The sequence below is a fragment of the Roseovarius sp. THAF8 genome (assembly GCF_009363735.1).
Classification (GTDB): Bacteria; Pseudomonadota; Alphaproteobacteria; order Rhodobacterales; family Rhodobacteraceae; genus Roseovarius.
In genome coordinates this window covers 3700168-3718691 of record NZ_CP045410.1, presented here as the reverse complement: position 1 = coordinate 3718691, position 18524 = coordinate 3700168, and the positions used below count along the sequence as shown (strand labels likewise).

The following is an 18524-nucleotide window of genomic DNA, read 5'->3' as shown; positions in this document are numbered from 1 at the left end:
ACTGGGAAACAGCAATATATGCGACCCGCGGGATCACAAGACGTTCGGCAACCCGTCTTGCGGGACCCGGACGCGGCGACCGAACAGCCAATGGCCGGACGGCGGGTGAAGATCGACCTGGTGGATCGGCTTGCGCCGCGCATCCCCGAACCCACGGCGCAGGCGCTTGTTGCCGGGGTCTGCGCGATCCTCGCGGTGCTGGCGCGCGGGGCCGTCGATACCGTCTTTCCCGGTGCGGGGCCGTTCGCCCTCACCCTTCCCTTCGTGCTTTTTGCCACGCTCTTCGGCCGCTGGGGGGCGGGCGTGGGCGTGATGTGCTTCACCGCCCTCTACGCCTGGTATTTTGTGCTGCCGATCAGGCAATCCTTCGCGTTCAACGATCCCACCGATGGGCCAAGGGTCTTCGTCAACGTTTTCTCGGGCTTCCTGGTCGTGGCGCTTGCGGAATACTTTCGCCGGGTGGTGCGCCGCGCCTTGCTGGAACGGAACGCCATCGCGGAAGAACGGCGTCTGCTGTTGCTGGAACTGGATCACCGGGTCAAGAACAACTTCGCCATGGTCAATGCGATGCTGCGCATCGAAATGCGCAAGGCTTCCGAAGCGGCGATACCGGCGCTCAAGGCGATCCACAGCCGGGTGGACAGCATCGCGCGCGCCCACGAGGCGCTCTACCGCGAAGAGGGACGGATCGGCGAGGTGCCGATGCGGCCTTACCTCACGACGCTCTGCGCATCGCTTCAATCGGCCTATCTTCAGGGACAGCACAGGCTGACGGCGGATATCGCCGACATCTCCCTTCCGCGGGACAATGCCGTCGAAATAGGCCTGCTGGTCAACGAGCTTTGCATCAACGCCGCGAAACACGCCTTCCCCGATCGCAGCGACGGCAAGATCCATGTCTCGCTCGCCGCCACCGAAGAGACCCTGACCGTCTCGGTTGCCGATGACGGGATCGGCATCCCGGATCAGCCCGCGCGCGAAGGCAGCCAGGGTCACGGGCTGATTCATGCGCTGGCGCAAAAGGCCGGTGGCGCGCTGGAGCGCGTCCCTGTCGAGACCGGCACGAAGTTCGAACTGGCGATCTCCAGAGCCTAATTTGCCGAACCACGCGCCGGACGCCTTGAGCCATCCGACCTCGCGGCGCCGCCGGTTTCACCGTGAATACCTCCTCTTCCGCGCCCTCCTTCCCGGGGCAACACGTATCCGCGAGCGCGCAATATGCAGGGCCTGCACCCGCAGGAGCACTTGGGAACACAGGCGATTCGCGACCGCGTTTCAATGATCCGAAATGGCCTCACCGGCAGGCTGGCGATGCGGCGCGCGGTGGCTCTCACGCAGCCTGAACGTCGTCAAAAACGCTTTCGCAACAAAGTAATAATTTTCAGAGCTTTCATGCACTTAAATGTCGTGAAGCGAGATAATTTAATTCGTTTTCTTGTGAGAATGCCGTCTTGTGCTACCTTAACGTGTACTGGGTGGACTTTTAGTTAGTAGGAGTGGAACTATGTCCAAGTACACGCAGTCTGAATTCCTCAAAATTGTCTCCGCTTGTGCGTTGCTGTCGACGACAGCGATGTCTCCCGCGCATGCCGAGGGAGGCCTCGGTGGTGCCGTTGGCGGTGCTGTCGGCGGCGTAGGCGAAGCGGTCGGTGGTGCTGTCGGCGGCGTTGGCGGTGCGGTCGGTGGCGCTGTCGGCGGCGTTGGTGCCGCCGCAGGGGTCGGCGCGGGCTCCAGCGACGCGGGCACCGGCGTCGGAGCGGGCGTCGGTGCAGGCGTCGGAGGGACCGGCGTCGGAGCGGGCGTCGGCGCCGGTGTCGGCGGTTCCGGTATCGGCGCGGGCGTTGGCGTTGGTGTCGGCGGTTCCGGTGTCGGCGCGGGGGTCGGTGTCGGCGTCGGAAGCGAGACTGCCTCCGATTCCGACGGCGATACGAATTCCGGTTCCGGCAGCAGCTCGAACCCCGGTTCCACCGCGAGCGCGGCGAACCCGGCCGGATCCTCGGGCGGCGCAGTGAGCACGCGTAGCGCCATGCCGGACCTGGCTGGCGTCGTGCTCATGACATCCGACCGGCAGGTGCTTGGCATCGTCCAGTCGTCCAGACCCGATCCCCGAGGCGTCCGCGTCGATGTGCAGCTGAACAATCAGCTCGGGATCGGCAAGACGACCACCCAGTTGATCCTGCCCTCGCCGAACCCCCGCTCCGGGCAGATCCGGCTGAGAAAGTCGATGGATAACCTGGTGCGCCTCATCAACTGAGGCAAACCAAGCATTCGGCAACCACCACTCACACCGGGCCGCCGCGACCGCTGCGGCCCGGCGCCTATCCGGCCCCCATCGGGTCGGGCAGCGCAATACGCTTCAGCGCATCGGTGATCTCGCCGTAAACCGCCTTGCGTTCGTCCTCGCTCAGGAACGCGCCGATTTCCACCTGTCGCCCCTTGCCCTTCAGCGTCACGTAATGCGGCACCGGCCCGCCCGTGGGATGCATCTCGACCTTCGCCCAGTAGCTTTCGCAATCCCATTCCTGCACCGGCCCGCGCGCGTTGGTGCGCACAAGGTGCACCGCCTCGCGGTCGATCGTCAGCTCCTCGTTCATCTGCGCGTCCTTGTAGGAGCGCTCCAACGCCGCCCACACGCCCCAGACCGCCAGCAACAGGAACGGCAGCAGCCCCCACAGCGTGACCGTCCCGATCAGCGGATAAAGCGGCAGGGTCAGCATCCCGCAGGTGATCACGATGAAGAGCGCGAATCCCCGGCGCGGCAGCGACCGATGCGGCCAGAGCCGCAGCTCGCACACCTCGTCATCCCCGTCCCGCGTCTGGTTCCACTGATACGGCATGGCACAACCTTAGCGCACCAGGCGCACGAGGAAAGCGCGACATTTCTGCGCGTAAGGCCTCAGACCTCCAGCCAGATCGTCACCGGCCCGTCATTGACCAGGCTGACCTGCATGTCGGCGCCGAACGCGCCGGTTTCGACCGGCACACCCTCGCCCGCCAGCGCCTCGGCGAAGCGCTCATAGAGGCGCCGGCCCTCCTCGGGCGCCGCCGCCTGGGAAAATCCCGGTCGTGTCCCGCGCGAGGTGTCGGCGGCCAGCGTGAACTGGCTGACCACCAGCGCGCTGCCGCCCGCGTCGCGCACCGAGCGGTTCATCTTGCCCGCTGCGTCCTTGAAGATCCGCAGCTTGGCCACCTTCGCCGCCAGCGCCTCGGCCTCTGCCGCGCCATCGCCCTGCATCGCGCAGACCAGCACCAGCAGCCCGGGCCCGGTGGCCCCGATCACCGCGCCATCCACGCGCACCTGGGCCTCGCTCACCCGCTGTATCAATGCCCGCATCGCGCGCGTCCTCCCTTGCCAGTTCCCGGCCACATGCTACCAATTCGCCATGGAACGCAAATCCTTCGTCCCGCGCGGCGCGGCCAGCTTGCGGGTCGAGTATGACGGCCCGCCCCAGGACTATCATTTCCTGTTGCTGCCCCGGCTGACGCTGCTCGCGTTCACCTCGGCGATCGAGCCGCTGCGCGTCGCCAACCAGGTTGCGGGACAGGAGCTTTATCGCTGGTTCATCAGCACCATAGACGGCGAAGCTGTATCCTGCTCCTGCGGCGTGACCATCACCCCCGACAGCCAGGCCCACGACCTGTCGCGCAGCGACAAGGCCTTCGTCTGCGCCGGTGTCGCCCCGCTGGACACCGCGCCGCCACGGGCGGTGACATGGGTCAACCGGCAATGGGCGCATGGCATCCAGGTGGGCGGCATCTGCACCGGCGCCTTCGCGCTCGCCCGTGCCGGGCGCTTGAAGGACCGCCGCTTTACCCTGCACTGGGAAAACCAGCCGGCCTTTCGCGAGACCTTTCCGGGGCTGGAACCCACAGGCCACCTCTACGAGGAAGACGGCGGGCTGTTCACCTGCGGCGGCGGATCTGCCGCGACCGACATGATGCTGGAAATCATCGAGCGCGACCACGGCCCGGCGCTGGCGGCCATCGTCGCCGACATGTGCCTGCACCGCCGCGCCGGCAACCGCAGCGCGCCCCAGCGCCCCGCCTATGCCGCCGCCCTGGGCAGTCACAATCCGCAACTGATCGCCGCGACCGACCTGATGGCTGCCCATATCGAGGACCCGCTGGACATCTCCGAGGTCGCCACCGATGTGGGCCTCTCCCGGCGTCAGCTCGAGCGGCATTTCACCCGCTACCTCGCCGCCACGCCGGCGCAATACTATCTCGACCTGCGCATCGCCCGCGCCCATGCGCTGTTGAACGAAACGCGCCTCAGCATCGGCCAGATCGCCGCCGCAACCGACTTTGCCAGCGCCTCGCAACTGGCAGAGCGATTCCGCAAGCGCTATGGCACCACACCGCAAGCCTACCGCCGCGGCGCCACATCAAAGTAAGCGCAGAACTGTCTGATTTTGAAATTCAAAACTGTCCTCTACCGACGCTTCCGTTGAACCTTCGGCCGGCCTTTCGCGGGCTTTTCCTTGCCCGGCGTCTCGTCCATGCCCAACTGGTCGCGCAGCACCCGGGGCCGGATCTCCTCGACCTCGCCCGCCTTCAGCTGCCCCAGTTGGAACGGGCCATAAGACACCCGGATCAGCCGGTTCACCTGGCAGCCCACCGCCTCCATCGCGCGGCGAATCTCGCGGTTCTTGCCTTCGCGAATCCCCACCGTGGCCCAGGCATTGGCGCCCTTCTGCCGGTCCAGCACCACCGACATCGGCTGAAACACCTCGCCATCCAGCGTCAGCCCCTTGCGCAACGGCTCGAACGTCGCATCCTCGGGCCGGCCCTTCACGCGCACGCGGTATTTGCGCACCCAGCCGGTCGAGGGCAATTCCAGCTTGCGCTTGACGCCCCCGTCATTGGTCAATAGCAGCAAGCCTTCCGAATTGAGGTCCAGCCGCCCCACGCTAAGAACGCGCGGCAAGTCCTCGGGAAGCTTGTCGAAAATCGTTTCGCGCCCCTGCTCGTCCTTGGTGGTCGTCACCAGCCCCGCGGGCTTGTGATAGAGCCACAGGCGCGGCGGCTCCGGCGCATCGAGCGCGCGCCCGTCAACCTCGATCCGGTCGGCGCCGGTCACGTTCAGCGCCGCGCGGTCGATCACCGCACCGTTCACGCGCACCCGGCCCGCCTCGATCATGCGCTCGGCCTCGCGCCGGCTGGCCACGCCGGCACGGGCGATCACCTTGGCGATCCTGTCACCTGGCGGCGTATTCTGGGTGGGTTTGCGAGTCATGCCACGGCCTTACCCCATCCTTGCCTCTTGCGAAAGCACCGCCCGCACGGCAATCAGGGGCATGACGTTCAAAAGCCATATGGACACGGCCCTGGCCGAGGCCCGCGCCGCCCGCGACCGTGGCGAGGTGCCCGTGGGCGCGGTTGTGGCCGACCCGGCGGGACGCATAGTGGCGCAGGCCGGCAACCGCACGCGGGAACTGAGTGACCCCACCGCACACGCCGAAATCCTGGCGATCCGCGCCGCCTGCGCGGCCGCCGGCAGCGAGCGCCTGCCCGGTCACAGCCTGACCGTCACGCTGGAACCCTGCGCGATGTGCGCCACCGCCATCGCAAATGCCCGCATCGCGCGGCTCTATTATGGCGCCGCCGACCCCAAATCCGGCGGCGTGGCCCAGGGCGCCCGGATCTTCACCCATGCCCAGACCCACCACGCGCCCGAGATTTACGACGGGATCAACGCCACCGAAGCGGAAGCCCTGTTGACGCAATTCTTCAGAACTCTGCGTGAAGAATAAATCGCAAAGCGCTCTTTTTCTTGCCAAAAATACTCATATAACAACGCCGATGCCCGAACCCCACCTGGAGGTCCGGGCACCAAAAGCTTTCTCAAAGCTTTTACCAAAACTTTTCTAAAAAGTTTTGCCCCGCTCAGATCTCGATCGCCGTCATCACCTCCGGCTCGATCACGTCGACCCCCGGCAGGCCGTCCTTCAGCGCCTCCGCAGACTGCTCCAGAAGCGGGAAGGTCTTGTAGTGGCACGGGATCACCGTCTTGAAATCGAAGAAGGTTTTCGCCGCATAGGCCGCCCGCTTCATGTCCATGGTGAAATGCCCGCCGGCGCACAGGATGCCGATATCTGGTTTGTGCAGGTCGTTGAACACGCCCATATCGGCCATCACGTCGGTGTCACCCGAGACATAGATCACATGCCCCTCGCCCTCGATCATGAACCCGCATTCGGTGCCGGGCACATGCGGACCGTTCTCTCCGCCAAAGCTCGAGGAATGCGTGGCGTGCACCATCGTCACCTTCACCTCGCCCAAGGCGACCGTGCCGCCCTTGTTGAAGCCGACAACCTCCAGCCCCGCGCTTTCTTCCCACCAACCCATCAGGTCGAACTGCCCCACCACCGGCACCGACAGTTTCTTGGCCAGGTCCGGCAGGTCCGAGGCATGGTCGAAATGCGCATGGGTCAGCAGGATATGCGTCGCCCCCTCGGTGGCCGCGTCATGATGCGCCTCGTCCAGCATCGGGTTGCCCGTCAGCCACGGGTCGATCAACAGAACCTGATCGGCGATCTCGATGCGGAAACTCGAATGTCCCAGCCAGATGATTTTCATGACGCTCTCCTTATGTCATTCCCACGGGGAAGTTAGCAGAGAGGCCACCGATTTCCACATGGACTGGACCCGCGCCATCGACGCCTATTGCGAACGCACCGATCCCGGCTTCTGGGCCGAGCCGGTCAACGCGATCACCAACGCCGCCTTCCTCGTCGCCGCGCTCGTCATGGCGTGGCGCCTGCGCGGCACCGAGCTTGCTCTGGCCCGCCCCCTCGTCGCGCTTCTGGCGCTGATCGGGATCGGCTCGTTCCTGTTTCACACCTTTGCCCAGCCTTGGGCGGCGATGCTCGATGTCCTGCCGATCATGCTCTTCGCGCTGACCTATCTCTACGCCGCGACGCGATACTACCTCGGCCTCTCCGCCCTCGCCTCCGCCGCCACCATCCCGGCCTTCCTTGGCGCAACCGCGCTCGCCATGCCGCTCCTTTCGCAGCTGCCGCTCTATGGCCCCTCGGCCTCTTACCTGACGCTACCCCTGGTCATCCTGCTCTACGCCTGGCTGCTGCGCGCCGACGCCGCCCTGTCGCGCGGCCTCGCCCTCGGCGCGGGCCTGCTTCTGCTGTCACTCACCTTCCGCAGCCTCGACGCGCCCTTGTGCGACAGCCTCGCCCTCGGCACCCATTTCGGCTGGCACGTCCTCAATGCGCTCATGCTGGGCTGGATGATCGAGCTCTACCGCCGCCACGCCCTTGCACCGTCCCGGCGCGGGCGCTAAACGCGGATGCGATAACGCACACGGAGATGCCCCCATGTCCATCGACACCGCGACCGCCGCCAAGGTGGCCAAGCTGGCCCGCATCCGGGTCGAGGAAGACGACCTGCCGGCGCTGGCCAACGAGTTCAACACGATCCTCGGCTTCATCGACCAGTTGAACGAGGTCGATGTCGAGGGCGTCGAGCCCATGGTCTCGGTCACGCCCCTTCGCCTCAAGCGCCGCGAGGACGTGGTGACCGAAGGCGGCCAGCAGGACAAGGTGCTGTCAAACGCCCCCGACGCCCGCGAGGGCTTTTTCGCCGTGCCGAAAGTGGTGGAATAATGACCGATCTCAATGCAATGACCATCGCCGACGCCCGCAACAACCTGCGCGCGGGCGAGATCACCTCCGAAGAACTGACCGAGGCCTGCCTGACGGCCATCGAAGGCGCGGGCGCGCTTGGCGCTGTCGTGCACCACACGCCCGAGATTGCCGTGGAACAAGCCAAGGCCGCCGACGCCCGCCTTCAGGCCGGCAACGCGCCCTCGATGTGCGGCATCCCCTTGGGCATCAAGGATCTCTTCTGCACCAAGGGCGTGCCCTCCCAGGCCGCCAGCGGCATCCTCAACGGCTTCAAGCCGGAATACGAATCCACCGTCAGCCAGAACCTCTTTGACGCGGGCGCGGTCATGCTGGGCAAGCTCAACATGGACGAGTTCGCCATGGGCTCCTCGAACGAAACCAGCGTTTACGGCAATGCCGTCAACCCGTGGCGGCGCGGCAATGACGAGATGGCGCTGACGCCCGGCGGCTCCTCGGGTGGCTCGGCCTCGGCCGTCTCCGCCGACCTCTGCCTTGGCGCCACCGGCACCGACACCGGCGGCTCGATCCGCCAGCCTGCCGCCTTCACCGGCATCACCGGCATCAAGCCCACCTACGGGCGCTGCTCGCGCTGGGGGATCGTGGCCTTTGCCTCGTCGCTGGATCAGGCGGGCCCGATGACCAAGTCGGTGCGCGACGCCGCTATCATGCTGGAAGCCATGTGCAGCCACGACCCCAAGGACAGCACCAGCGCCGACATTCCCGTGCCGGATTTCGAGGCGATGCTGACCGGCGACATCCGCGGCAAGAAGATCGGCATCCCTCGCGAATACCACATGGACGGGATGCCCGAGGAGATCGAGGCGCACTGGACCCAAGGCAAGGACATGCTGGCCGATGCGGGGGCCGAGATCGTCGATATCTCGCTGCCCCATACCAAGTACGCCCTGCCGGCCTACTACGTCATCGCGCCCGCCGAGGCGTCCTCGAACCTTGCCCGCTATGACGGCGTTCGCTATGGCCATCGCGCGAAGCTGGCCCAAGGCGACGGCATCACCGATATGTACGAGAAAACCCGCGCCGAAGGCTTCGGTCCAGAGGTGCAGCGCCGCGTCATGATCGGCACCTACGTTCTGTCGGCGGGCTTCTACGACGCCTATTACAACCGCGCCCGCAAGGTGCGCGCCCTGATCAAGAAGGATTTCGAGGATGTCTTCGACGCAGGCATCGACGCGATCCTGACCCCCGCCACCCCCTCGGCCGCGTTCGAACTGGGCCGTAAGTCCGACGATCCCGTCGAGATGTATCTCAACGACGTCTTCACTGTCACTGTGAACCTTGCCGGTCTGCCCGGCATCGCGGTGCCCACGGGCCTCAACCGCAACGGGCTTCCCCTCGGGCTGCAACTGATCGGACGGCCCTGGGAAGAGGGCGATCTGCTCAACACCGCCTACGCGCTCGAGGCGGCGGCGGGCTTTGTGGCCAAACCCGGCAAATGGTGGTAAATTGCCGCAAAACAAATCGGCAGGAACTAAGCAGATGCGATTTTCCCTTTGTGTAACGGCCCTTGTCGGGCTGACCGCCTGTTCGCCCGGAATTCCCGACAGCGGCGCGGGCGTGCCCGATAGCGGCGCCGGCGTCGGCTTTGGCACGTCGGAAGAGTATATTGCCCAGCAACGCGCCCGCGACGCGGCGCTGAGCGGCGGCTCTGCCGTGCCACCGGCCGGCGCAATATCGCCCGAGAACCACGGCCAGGCCACGCCCGGCACCCCGCTCAGCGCGACCCAAGGCGCGACCGCGCCCGGAACCCCCGGCACCGTGACCTCGTCCACCAACACCACGCGCCAGACGGGTTCGGGCGCCTACACGCCCACCGGCGGGCTCAGTTCGGCCTCCACCAGCGACGAGATCGCCCGCGAAACCGCGGCGCGGCTGGCCGAAACCTCGCAGAACTCGGGCCAGCAGGTCGTCCATGCCAGCCCCTCGAACCCCGCGCCCCAGACGGTGACCAGCGCGGGCGGCATCTCGAACGAGAACAGTTTCGACGCCGTGGGCAACGCCCGCTCGATCCAGGACGATGCCGAACTGATTGCCCAGAACCGCGCCCAGTACCAGGTGGTCCAGCCCGGTGCGCTGCCCGAACGGACCGGCAATGCCGGGCCCAACATCGTGCAGTACGCGCTGGAAACCAGCCATCCCAAGGGGCAGCAGCTCTATACCCGCGTCGGCCTCAACAAGCAGGCCAAGTTCCAGCGCAACTGCGCCAAGTACAACTCGGCCGACCAGGCACAGACCGATTTCCTGGCCCAGGGCGGCCCGCGCCGCGACCGCATGGGGCTCGATCCCGATGGCGACGGCTATGCCTGCGCCTGGGACCCGCGCCCATTCCGCGCGGCGGTGCGGAACTGACCCCCGGGCAGTCTGCGTGACAGCGCCGCTCTGGCATCCCTCCCCCAATTTCGGGCCGCGCCGCCTTGGCGCGAAACCCGATATCGTGGTGATCCACCACACCGCCATGGCCAGCGCCGAGGTGGCGCTGGAACGTCTCTGCGACCCTTCGGCGGAAGTGTCGGCGCACTACCTCATCGCCGCGGACGGCCGCGCCTGGCAGATGGTGGCGGAGGTGGCCCGCGCCTGGCACGCCGGCGCCGGATCCTGGGGTGACGTGACCGACGTCAATTCCCGCTCCGTCGGGATCGAGTTGGACAATCCCGGCGACACCCCGTTCCCCGCGCCGCTGATGGCCACGCTGGAAGCCATCCTGCCCGGCATCCTGCGCCGCTGGAGCATTCCGCCCGAGCGGGTGATCGGCCATTCCGACATGGCGCCCGACCGCAAAACCGACCCGGGACCGCATTTCGATTGGGAAAGACTGGAACGGGCCGGACTGGCCGGACAGAGAGGCCAGGACCCCGGCCCGGACGCCCCGGAACCGGACACGTTCAGAACCGTGGCGCGCCATGCCGGCTATACTGCGGATGTGGATGACGATGCCCTGCTCGCCGCTGTCAGGCTGCGCTACCGCCCCTTCGCCACCGGCCCGCTCTGCCCGCAGGATTACACGCCGCTGGGCCACGCCGCGCTCTGGACCTGAGCCGCGAAACCCCTTACATCGCCTGTTGCGCGGAGGGCCGGACGGCCGCCTGCAATGCGCTCTTGGCGGATTGTTTGGGAGGAAAGTCCGGACTCCACAAGGCAACGGTGCCGGGTAACGCCCGGCCGGGGCAACCCGAGGGAAAGCGCCACAGAGAACAGACCGCTCTCGCAATCCGCCATGCGGATCACGTGAGTCAGGGTGAAACGGTGGGGTAAGAGCCCACCGCGGGACGGGCAACCGGACCGGCATGGCAAGCCCCACCGGGAGCAATGCCGAATAGGGATCGCATTCGGGCCGCCTTGGCCCCGCGATCCGGGTTGGCAGCTAAAGCCTGCGGGCAACCGCAGGACCAGATGAATGGTCGTCCTACGACAGAATCCGGCTTACAGGCCCTCCGCGCGCTTCCGACCCGTCCGGTCCGATCTGGCAAGTCCGATCCGATGGTGCGGCTGCGCCGCGCTCTATTGTTTTATTGGGGCCAGCCCCAAACCCCGGGATATTTCCGGCCAGAGGAAGGGGGGCCGATTCTTGCCGTCACGGCACGAGATCCCACGCCCACGACCAACACCCCGGACGAGACTGTCCGAGATGGACGCTCCCGCGCCGCCCTGGCCAAGATCCCGCATTGGGTGTGGCCCTCCCGGCCGGTCAAATTTCCGCTCACCTCTTGACCCTTTGCCGCAGGCGCATCAACGTCTTCGAGGGCTTTGACAGAAAGGGACACTCGTGGCGGTTCGAACCGATTTGCTGGACAGCACCTCGCGCATCCTGGGCGATCTGATCGGCTTTCCCACCATATCGACCGATCCGAATATCGACCTGATCAACTCGATCGCCAACCGTCTGGACATGGTCGGCGCCCGGGTCGAGATCTTTCCCGACCCCTCGGGGCAGAAGGCCAATCTCTTCGCAACGATCGGCCCCGAACGCGACGGCGGCATCGTCCTGTCGGGCCACAGCGACGTGGTGCCGGTGGCCGACCAGGACTGGGCCTCGAACCCTTTCGACATGCTGGAACATGACGGCCTGCTCTACGGGCGCGGCACCTGCGACATGAAGGGCTTCATCGCCGCCTGCCTTGCCATGGCCCCGCAATACGCCGCGCTGAACCCCGACCGGCCTTTGCATTTCGCCTTCACCCATGACGAGGAGACGGGCTGTTTCGGCGCCCGCGCGCTGGCGCATACCCTGCGCGCCAAGGGCCTGACCCCGGGCGTGGCCATCGTCGGCGAGCCGACGATGATGCGCGTGATCGAGGGCCACAAGGGCTGTTACGAATACACCACCCGCTTTTCCGGGCTGGCGGGCCACGGCTCGGCGCCGGACCGGGGCGTCAACGCGGTGGAATACGCCGTGCGCTATATCGCCCGCCTCCTGGACCTCAAGCACGCGCTGCGCGCCCGCGCCCCCGCCGACAGCCTGTTCGAGCCGCCCTGGACCACCATCAACACAGGCCGCCTCGCGGGCGGCGTGGCCCATAACGTCATCCCCAGCGAGGCCGTGGTGGACTGGGAAATGCGCCCCGTTCAGACCTCGGATGCCGATTTCGTCAAGGACTCGCTCAAGACCTATATCGAGAAAGAGCTTCTGCCCGCCATGCGTGCCGTCGATCCAGACGCCGACATCGTCACCGAGGTCATCGGCGAGGTCGAGGGCCTCATCCCCACCACCGACAACGAGGCGCGCACCATCGTCTCGGAACTGACCGGCGCCAACCACGCCGAATGCGTCGCCTTCGGCACCGAGGCCGGGATCTTCCAATCGCTGGGCATGTCGGCGGTCATCTGCGGCCCCGGCTCGATCGAACAGGCCCACAAGGCCGACGAATTCGTGGCGCTCGACCAGCTGTCGCAATGTCTCGATATGCTGGAACGATTGCAGGACAAGCTGGTTGCATAACCATGGGCGGCCACGGACCCTCTACCGTCGCCGCCGCCTTGCCCATACGGATGGAAGGTTCGAATGCCTGGAAAAACCGCCTCGATCGCCCTGTTGCTGACCCTGGCCCTGCCCGGCCATGCCGCCCCCGTCGAGACGCCCAACGGCACCGTGACCGGGTATTTCGGCGAAACCGCCTTCGACCATCCGCTGCTGTGCGAACGCGATCCCTTCGTCATTGCACGCACCCATGACAGCGACGGCGCCCCGGCATTCGAGGCCGCCTTCGTGCCCAATGGCGTCACTAGCATCGAGATCCGCACCGGCACCGAAACCCGCCAGTTCGGCACCGCCACCGAGGCCGCGGGCTTTCCGCTGGTGATCGAGGGCGAGGTCGATGGCACGGCCTATTCGTTCGAGGTCGCCTGCCCGGACAGCTTCAACATGTAGGCACGCTCCCGGCGGGATGTCCCGCCGCGTCCCGGCTTTTTCTTGCTTCAAATACTCAAGACCAGCCGGTCGCGGTCAATCCCGCCGGAAGGTCATGTAATGCGGCACCCGCCCCTCGCGCAGGGCCTTCTGCTCGTAGCGGGTGGAGATCCAGTCGCCCCACGGCTGCCGCCAGTCTTGCGGCCCCTCGGCCAGCCAGGTGAAGCCGTGGCGCGGCACCTCGACCATCGTCTGGCGCACGTAATCGGGGATATCCGTGGCCACCCGGAAAATCGCACCGGGCTTCAAGACCCGCGCCAGCGGCTCCAGGTGCTCGGGCGTCACGAAGCGCCGACGGTGATGGCGCTTCTTCGGCCATGGATCGGGATACAGCAGAAAGGCCCGCGCGATGCTGGCCTCGGGCAGCACGTCGAACATGTCGCGCACGTCGCCGGGATAGATCGCCACGTTCTCCACGTGGCTGTCGCGCAATTGCCCCAGCAGTTTCGCCACTCCGTTGATGTAGGGCTCACAGCCGATGATCCCCACATCCGCGTTCTCCGCCGCTTGGTGAATCATGTGCTCGCCGCCGCCGAAACCCACTTCAAGCCACACATCACGTTCCCCGAACAAGGCCTTGAGGTCTATGGGTTTTCGCTCGGGATTAACATCCCAATCCACCGCCCCCGGCGACCACGCGGCCAAATCTTCGTCCAGATAGGCTTCCTGCGATTTCTTCAGGTGCTTGCCCTTGAACCGGCCATAGAAATTGCGCCACGGCGCACCAGAGGGATGCTTCTGCTGTCCCACGTCACGCCTCCGCCGCAAAGACCCGACGCAGCACCAGCAACGCGGGAATGTTCACGATATACATGCAGATCCCGTACACCGCCGAGGGCACCGCGAATTCCGACAACCCCGTGCTGGCCCCCACGATATTGGCGATGGTGATGCCCACGGTCGCATTCTGCACCCCCATCTCCACCGCGATGGCCAGCCCGTCGCGCCCGGCGATGCCCATCAGCCGCGCCAGTCCGATGCCCACCGCCAGCAGGACCAGGTTCAGCACGATCAGGAACGGCCCCAGCCGCGTGAAGCTCTCGGTCAGAAGCGCCCAGTTGCTGGCAATTGCCGCCGCCACGATCAGCACGAAGAGGATCAGCGCCACGATCTCGCAGCCCCGCTCGATGGCCGATGCAAAGCCACTGGCATAGCGGCGGATCAGCAGCCCGATGAACACCGGCAGCGCCGTGATCAGGAACATCGCCACGCCGACCTTCACGACGCTGATCTCGGGCGCGGCCTCACCCATGAAATGCACCGCCGCCCAGGCGACCAGCACCGGCAGCGTCAGCACCGACAAGAGGCTCACCACCGCCGTCAGCGTGATCGACAGCGCCACGGTGCCCCCCGCCAGCTTGGTCAGCATGTTCGAGGTCACGCCCCCGGGGCTGAACGCCAGCAGCATGATCCCGAACGCCATGCCGCCCGCAAACCCCCAGGCCGCGATCAGCGCATAGGCCACCAGCGGCAACAGCACGAGCTGCGCCACGATACCCGTCAGCGCGGGTTTGGGCAGGCGCAGCACCCGGCCGAAATCGGCGAAATGCAGGCCCAGCCCCAAGGAAAACATGATGAAGGCCAGCGCCAGTGGCAGGCCGATATCCAGGATCATCCCGTCCCTCCCTTTTTGGCGCAGTCTACGGTTTGCAAGGCGCCCTGTCGCGCATGAAAAACGCGGGAGAAACCACCCCCGCGCCCTTCCGTTCCCGGGTCCGGATCAGACTTCTTTCTTCAGCGCGTCCACAAGATCGGTGCGTTCCCAGCTGAAGCCGCCATCGGCCTCGGGCTCGCGTCCGAAATGGCCATAGGCCGCGGTGCGCTCGTAGATCGGCTTGTTGAGGTCCAGCGCCTCTCGGATGCCGCGCGGCGTCAGGTCCATGACCTTGCGCACCGCGTTCTCGATCGCTGCCGCCTCCACCTCGCCCGTGCCATAGGTCTCGGCATAGATCGACAGCGGCTTGGCCACCCCGATCGCATAGCTGAGCTGGATGGTGCATTTCTCGGCCATGCCCGCCGCGACCACGTTCTTGGCCAGATAGCGCGCGGCATAGGCGGCCGAGCGGTCCACCTTGGTCGGGTCCTTGCCGGAAAACGCGCCGCCGCCATGCGGGGCCGCGCCACCGTAAGTGTCGACGATGATCTTGCGCCCGGTCAGGCCCGCGTCCCCGTCTGGGCCGCCGATGACGAAGGTGCCGGTGGGGTTCACCCACCATTCGGTCTTGTCGCTGATCCATTCCGCGGGCAGCACCTCGCGGATATAAGGTTCGACGATGGCGCGGATGTCGTCGCTCTTCTGGTGCTCGCTCTCGTGTTGCGTCGACAGCACGATCGAAGTCACCTCGACCGGCTTGCCGTTCTCGTAACGCAGCGAGATCTGGCTCTTGGCGTCCGGGCGCAGCGTGGGCTCCTGCCCGGATTTGCGCGCCTCCGCCAGCCGCCGCAGGATCGCGTGGCTGAACTGGATCGGCGCGGGCATCAGCGCGTCGGTCTCGTTGGTGGCGTGGCCGAACATGATGCCCTGGTCCCCCGCCCCGTCCTTGTCGACGCCCTGGGCGATATGCGCGGACTGTTCGTGCAGGAAGTTCAGAACATGACAGGTGTTCCAGTGAAACTTGTCCTGCTCATAGCCGATATCGCGGATGCAGTCGCGGGCGATCTGGCCGATCCGGCCCATGTAGTTCTTCAGGCGCTCCTGGTCCGACAGGCCCACCTCGCCGCCGATCACCACCATGCCGGAGGTGGCGAAGGTTTCGCAAGCCACGCGCGCATCGGGTTCTTCGGCAAGAAACGCATCCAGCACGGCGTCGGAAATGCGGTCGCACACCTTGTCGGGGTGCCCCTCCGAAACGGATTCGGAGGTGAAAACGTAGTTGTCTCGGGACATGAAAATGCTCCATTAGGGTCAGCCCCGCCACGCCAGGAAGCCGTTGTGACGGGTTTCGTGCCTGCTTATGCGGGCCTCACCGGAAGGTCAATCGCTAACTCCTTGGCCTTTTACACGCTGCGCCAGCAGCGCGCCGGCCAGCATCAGCAACGCGGCCAGCACCAGCACCGGCGCGTCGCCCGTGCGGCTGTAAAGCGTCGCCGGCAAGGGCGGCGGCAGGGGCGTGTCGATCCAGCCCGCCTCGCCCAGCGGGATATGCGCCAGGACCCGCCCCGTACCGTCGACCATCGCCGACACGCCGGTGTTGGCCACCCGCACCATCGGCAGGCCCTGTTCGGCGCTGCGCAGCCGGCCTTGCGCCAGGTGCTGGTACGGCCCCGACACCTTGCCGAACCACGCGTCGTTGGTGATCATCAGGATCATGTCGGGCCGCGCCGGCGCCGAGGTGATGTTGCGGGCGAAAACGCCCTCGTAGCAGATCAGCGGCACCGCCCGGCCCAGCGGCCCCATGTCCACGATCTCGGCCCCCGGACCGGCGGAATACCCCCCGCCTTCCTCGGCGGCGAGACCATGAATGCCGAACCGCGCCATCAGGTCGCCCAGCGGCATGAACTCTCCGAACGGCACCAGGTGATGCTTGTCATAGACCTGGTCCACCACCCCTTCGCCATCCATGTACAGAAGCGAGTTGTAATACCGCTGCCCGTCCAGCCGCCGCAGGCCCAGCACCACCGGCGCGCCTTGCGCCGACGCGGCGATCCCGCCCAAGAGGTCGTCGGACTGGTGCAGGAAGGTGGGGATCGCCGTTTCCGGCCAGACCACCAGGTCGGGCCGCCCGGTCTCGCCCGGTGCGGCGGTGAACTGGCGCTGGCGGTCATAGAACATCTGCAGGTTCTCGGGCAGCCATTTCTCGTGCTGCGCCGCGTTGGGCTGGACCAGCCGCACGGTCTGCGCCTCCGGCCCCGGTGCGGCAGCCTCCACCGGCGTCAGCGCCGCGCCCCCGCCGTAAAGCAGCGCGAGGCCCGCCAGCCCCGCCGCCCCGGCCATGCGCCGTCCCGCGCCCAGGTGCCACAGCGCCACCGCCGCGCCCATGATCAGCGCACAGAGGCCCAGGCCCCCGCCAAATGACGCCCAGTGCAAAAGCGCCGTGTCGATCAGCACATGCCCCACCTGCGCCCAGGCGAACCCGGTGAACAGCCACCCGCGCAGCGCCTCGCCAATGACGAACGCACCCACCAGCGCCACGCCGCTGCGCGGGGCCAGCGCCCGTGCCGCACCAAGGGCCACGGCCCAGTAGGACGCCATGAAGACCGACAGGCCCAGCACCGCGAACGGTGCCATCCAGCCATGCCGCGCCGCATCCACCAGGAACGGCTCGAATATCCAGCTGAGCGCGACGACGAAATGCCCCGTGCCCGCCACCAGGCCCAAGAGCGTCGCGGACAGCCAGCCGCCCGTCTCGCGCCACAGGCCGTAGACCAGCGCCAGCGCCATGATCGTCAGCGGCCACAGTCCCCAGGGCGCCTGCCCAAGGGCGGCGACCGCACCCAGCCCGGCGGCAAGCGCATACCGCGTCCACACGCGGCCCTCACCGATCTGCCGCGCCAACGCGTCAAGACTGGCCATGGATTACACCTCGATCGCCTCGGGCAGCCGCACCCGCAGCCGCTTGATCCGCCGCGGATCGGAATCCAGCACCTGGATTTCCACGCCGCTGGGATGCTCGACCAGCTCACCGCGCGCCGGCACCCGGCCCAGCAGCATGAAGACCAGCCCGCCCAGCGTGTCGATTTCCTCCTCGTCGATCTCCTCGGAATCGGTCAGCGACAGGCCGATCTCGGCCTCGAATTCCTCCAGCGGGGCCTTGGCCTGCACCACGTAGGATCCGGGTTTTTCCTCGGACCAGTAGGCGCCCTCGTCCTGGTCGTGCTCGTCGGCGATCTCGCCCACGACCTGTTCGATCAGGTCCTCGATCGTCACGAGGCCGTCGACACCGCCATATTCGTCGATCACCAGCGCCATGTGCCGGCGCTCGGCCTGCATCTTCTGCAACAGCACGCCGATGGTCATCGACGGCGGCACGTACATCAGCGGGCGCAACAGCTCTTCCAGCGAATAGTCCGACCCATGCCCGTTGAACCCGTGCTTCAGCGCGAAATCCTTCAGGTGGGCAAAGCCCACGGGCGTGTCCAGCGTGCCCTCGTAAACCGGCAGGCGGGTCAGCCCGCTGTCGCGGAACGTGTGCACAAGCTCGTCCATGGTGATTGTTGCCGGAACCGAAACGATGTCCGCCTTGGGGATCATGACATCCTCGACCGACAGCCGCCGCAGGTTGCCCAGGCCCAAGTTCGGCGCAAGGCCGTTGGCCGACGTCTCGCCGCCATCGCCGCCCAGGTCATCTTCCTCACCGTTGTGGTCTTCGTCCGCGCCCAGCGCGCCGAAGAAGCGGCGGAAGAACCCGCCCTGCGTGTCGTTCTGATCCTCCGCCGGATCGTCGCCCTTGCTTGCCTCGGGCCGCGCGCCATGCGCTGCCATAGAAGAGGCGTCGTTGCTGTCGTTCATCGTACCTTTCCGA

At 66.5% G+C, this 18524-nt stretch carries 20 protein-coding genes, 1 other RNA gene and 1 riboswitch; of the genes, 12 read left to right on the top strand and 9 right to left on the bottom strand.

All coding sequences use genetic code 11. The features are described 5' to 3' along the window. Window positions 1-90 precede the first annotated feature (90 nt). Entirely contained in the window at window positions 91-1095 is a 1005-nt protein-coding gene (locus FIU85_RS18165) for a sensor histidine kinase (RefSeq protein ID WP_172978920.1), read from the top strand. Window positions 1096-1504: 409 nt separating this feature from the next. Then, a complete protein-coding gene (locus FIU85_RS22090; protein ID WP_172978919.1) occupies window positions 1505-2254 on the top strand; it encodes a hypothetical protein in 750 nt (249 codons plus the stop codon). A 64-nt stretch (window positions 2255-2318) separates the two neighbouring features. Here FIU85_RS22090 and FIU85_RS18150 read toward each other — a convergent pair whose 3' ends face one another. Continuing rightward, the gene (locus FIU85_RS18150) at window positions 2319-2837 is read right to left on the bottom strand and encodes a DUF2244 domain-containing protein (protein WP_152497899.1); all 519 of its coding nucleotides are present in this window, start codon (window positions 2835-2837) and stop codon (window positions 2319-2321) included. A 59-nt stretch (window positions 2838-2896) separates the two neighbouring features. Beyond that, the gene (gene dtd / locus FIU85_RS18145) at window positions 2897-3334 is read right to left on the bottom strand and encodes a D-aminoacyl-tRNA deacylase (protein WP_152493014.1); all 438 of its coding nucleotides are present in this window, start codon (window positions 3332-3334) and stop codon (window positions 2897-2899) included. A gap of 49 nt (window positions 3335-3383) precedes the next feature. Here dtd and FIU85_RS18140 point away from each other — a divergent pair, with 49 nt between their 5' ends. Next, on the top strand, window positions 3384-4394 hold the full coding sequence (locus FIU85_RS18140) for a GlxA family transcriptional regulator (RefSeq protein ID WP_152497898.1): 1011 nt from the start codon (window positions 3384-3386) through the stop codon (window positions 4392-4394). Window positions 4395-4432: 38 nt separating this feature from the next. Here FIU85_RS18140 and FIU85_RS18135 read toward each other — a convergent pair whose 3' ends face one another. After that, the gene (locus FIU85_RS18135) at window positions 4433-5236 is read right to left on the bottom strand and encodes a pseudouridine synthase (RefSeq protein ID WP_152497897.1); all 804 of its coding nucleotides are present in this window, start codon (window positions 5234-5236) and stop codon (window positions 4433-4435) included. A gap of 61 nt (window positions 5237-5297) precedes the next feature. Here FIU85_RS18135 and FIU85_RS18130 point away from each other — a divergent pair, with 61 nt between their 5' ends. After that, entirely contained in the window at window positions 5298-5753 is a 456-nt protein-coding gene (locus FIU85_RS18130; protein WP_152497896.1) for a nucleoside deaminase, read from the top strand. Window positions 5754-5886: 133 nt separating this feature from the next. On the opposite strand, the gene FIU85_RS18125 is transcribed toward FIU85_RS18130, so the two are convergent. Further along, a complete protein-coding gene (locus FIU85_RS18125) occupies window positions 5887-6579 on the bottom strand; it encodes a metal-dependent hydrolase (RefSeq protein ID WP_152497895.1) in 693 nt (230 codons plus the stop codon). A gap of 58 nt (window positions 6580-6637) precedes the next feature. Between FIU85_RS18125 and FIU85_RS18120 the strand changes: the two genes are divergently transcribed. From FIU85_RS18120 to FIU85_RS18085, 8 genes are all read left to right on the top strand, one after another. Continuing rightward, window positions 6638-7297, top strand: coding sequence for a ceramidase domain-containing protein (locus tag FIU85_RS18120; protein ID WP_152498316.1), 660 nt, complete (start codon window positions 6638-6640; stop codon window positions 7295-7297). A gap of 34 nt (window positions 7298-7331) precedes the next feature. Further along, window positions 7332-7619 (top strand): Asp-tRNA(Asn)/Glu-tRNA(Gln) amidotransferase subunit GatC, encoded by a 288-nt coding sequence (gene gatC, locus FIU85_RS18115; RefSeq protein ID WP_152497894.1) that lies wholly within the window; start codon window positions 7332-7334, stop codon window positions 7617-7619. Beyond that, the gene (gatA, locus tag FIU85_RS18110; RefSeq protein WP_152497893.1) at window positions 7619-9103 is read left to right on the top strand and encodes an Asp-tRNA(Asn)/Glu-tRNA(Gln) amidotransferase subunit GatA; all 1485 of its coding nucleotides are present in this window, start codon (window positions 7619-7621) and stop codon (window positions 9101-9103) included. Before gatC ends, gatA begins: the two co-directional genes overlap by 1 nt. A gap of 34 nt (window positions 9104-9137) precedes the next feature. Continuing rightward, window positions 9138-10007, top strand: a complete 870-nt coding sequence (locus tag FIU85_RS18105; protein ID WP_152497892.1) for a hypothetical protein — start codon at window positions 9138-9140, stop codon at window positions 10005-10007. A gap of 16 nt (window positions 10008-10023) precedes the next feature. After that, window positions 10024-10692: an N-acetylmuramoyl-L-alanine amidase gene (locus tag FIU85_RS18100; RefSeq protein ID WP_254702943.1), complete on the top strand. Its 669-nt coding sequence runs from the start codon at window positions 10024-10026 to the stop codon at window positions 10690-10692. A gap of 29 nt (window positions 10693-10721) precedes the next feature. After that, window positions 10722-11097, top strand: an RNA gene (rnpB, locus tag FIU85_RS18095) — RNase P RNA component class A. 324 nt (window positions 11098-11421) lie between these two features. Further along, entirely contained in the window at window positions 11422-12594 is a 1173-nt protein-coding gene (argE, locus tag FIU85_RS18090; RefSeq protein WP_254702942.1) for an acetylornithine deacetylase, read from the top strand. A 63-nt stretch (window positions 12595-12657) separates the two neighbouring features. Continuing rightward, entirely contained in the window at window positions 12658-13023 is a 366-nt protein-coding gene (locus FIU85_RS18085; RefSeq protein WP_152497890.1) for a hypothetical protein, read from the top strand. A gap of 75 nt (window positions 13024-13098) precedes the next feature. Here FIU85_RS18085 and FIU85_RS18080 read toward each other — a convergent pair whose 3' ends face one another. The 5 genes from FIU85_RS18080 to FIU85_RS18060 form a co-directional block, all read right to left on the bottom strand. Continuing rightward, window positions 13099-13812: a tRNA (guanosine(46)-N(7))-methyltransferase TrmB gene (locus FIU85_RS18080; RefSeq protein ID WP_152493025.1), complete on the bottom strand. Its 714-nt coding sequence runs from the start codon at window positions 13810-13812 to the stop codon at window positions 13099-13101. A 1-nt stretch (window position 13813) separates the two neighbouring features. Beyond that, a complete protein-coding gene (locus FIU85_RS18075; RefSeq protein WP_152497889.1) occupies window positions 13814-14677 on the bottom strand; it encodes a bile acid:sodium symporter family protein in 864 nt (287 codons plus the stop codon). Window positions 14678-14782: 105 nt separating this feature from the next. Beyond that, entirely contained in the window at window positions 14783-15949 is a 1167-nt protein-coding gene (metK, locus tag FIU85_RS18070; protein ID WP_152493027.1) for a methionine adenosyltransferase, read from the bottom strand. 5 nt (window positions 15950-15954) lie between these two features. Beyond that, window positions 15955-16004: riboswitch (SAM-SAH riboswitch) on the bottom strand. A 32-nt stretch (window positions 16005-16036) separates the two neighbouring features. Beyond that, on the bottom strand, window positions 16037-17575 hold the full coding sequence (gene lnt / locus FIU85_RS18065; protein WP_152497888.1) for an apolipoprotein N-acyltransferase: 1539 nt from the start codon (window positions 17573-17575) through the stop codon (window positions 16037-16039). A 3-nt stretch (window positions 17576-17578) separates the two neighbouring features. Further along, window positions 17579-18511, bottom strand: coding sequence for a hemolysin family protein (locus FIU85_RS18060; RefSeq protein ID WP_152497887.1), 933 nt, complete (start codon window positions 18509-18511; stop codon window positions 17579-17581). Window positions 18512-18524: the final 13 nt, after the last annotated feature.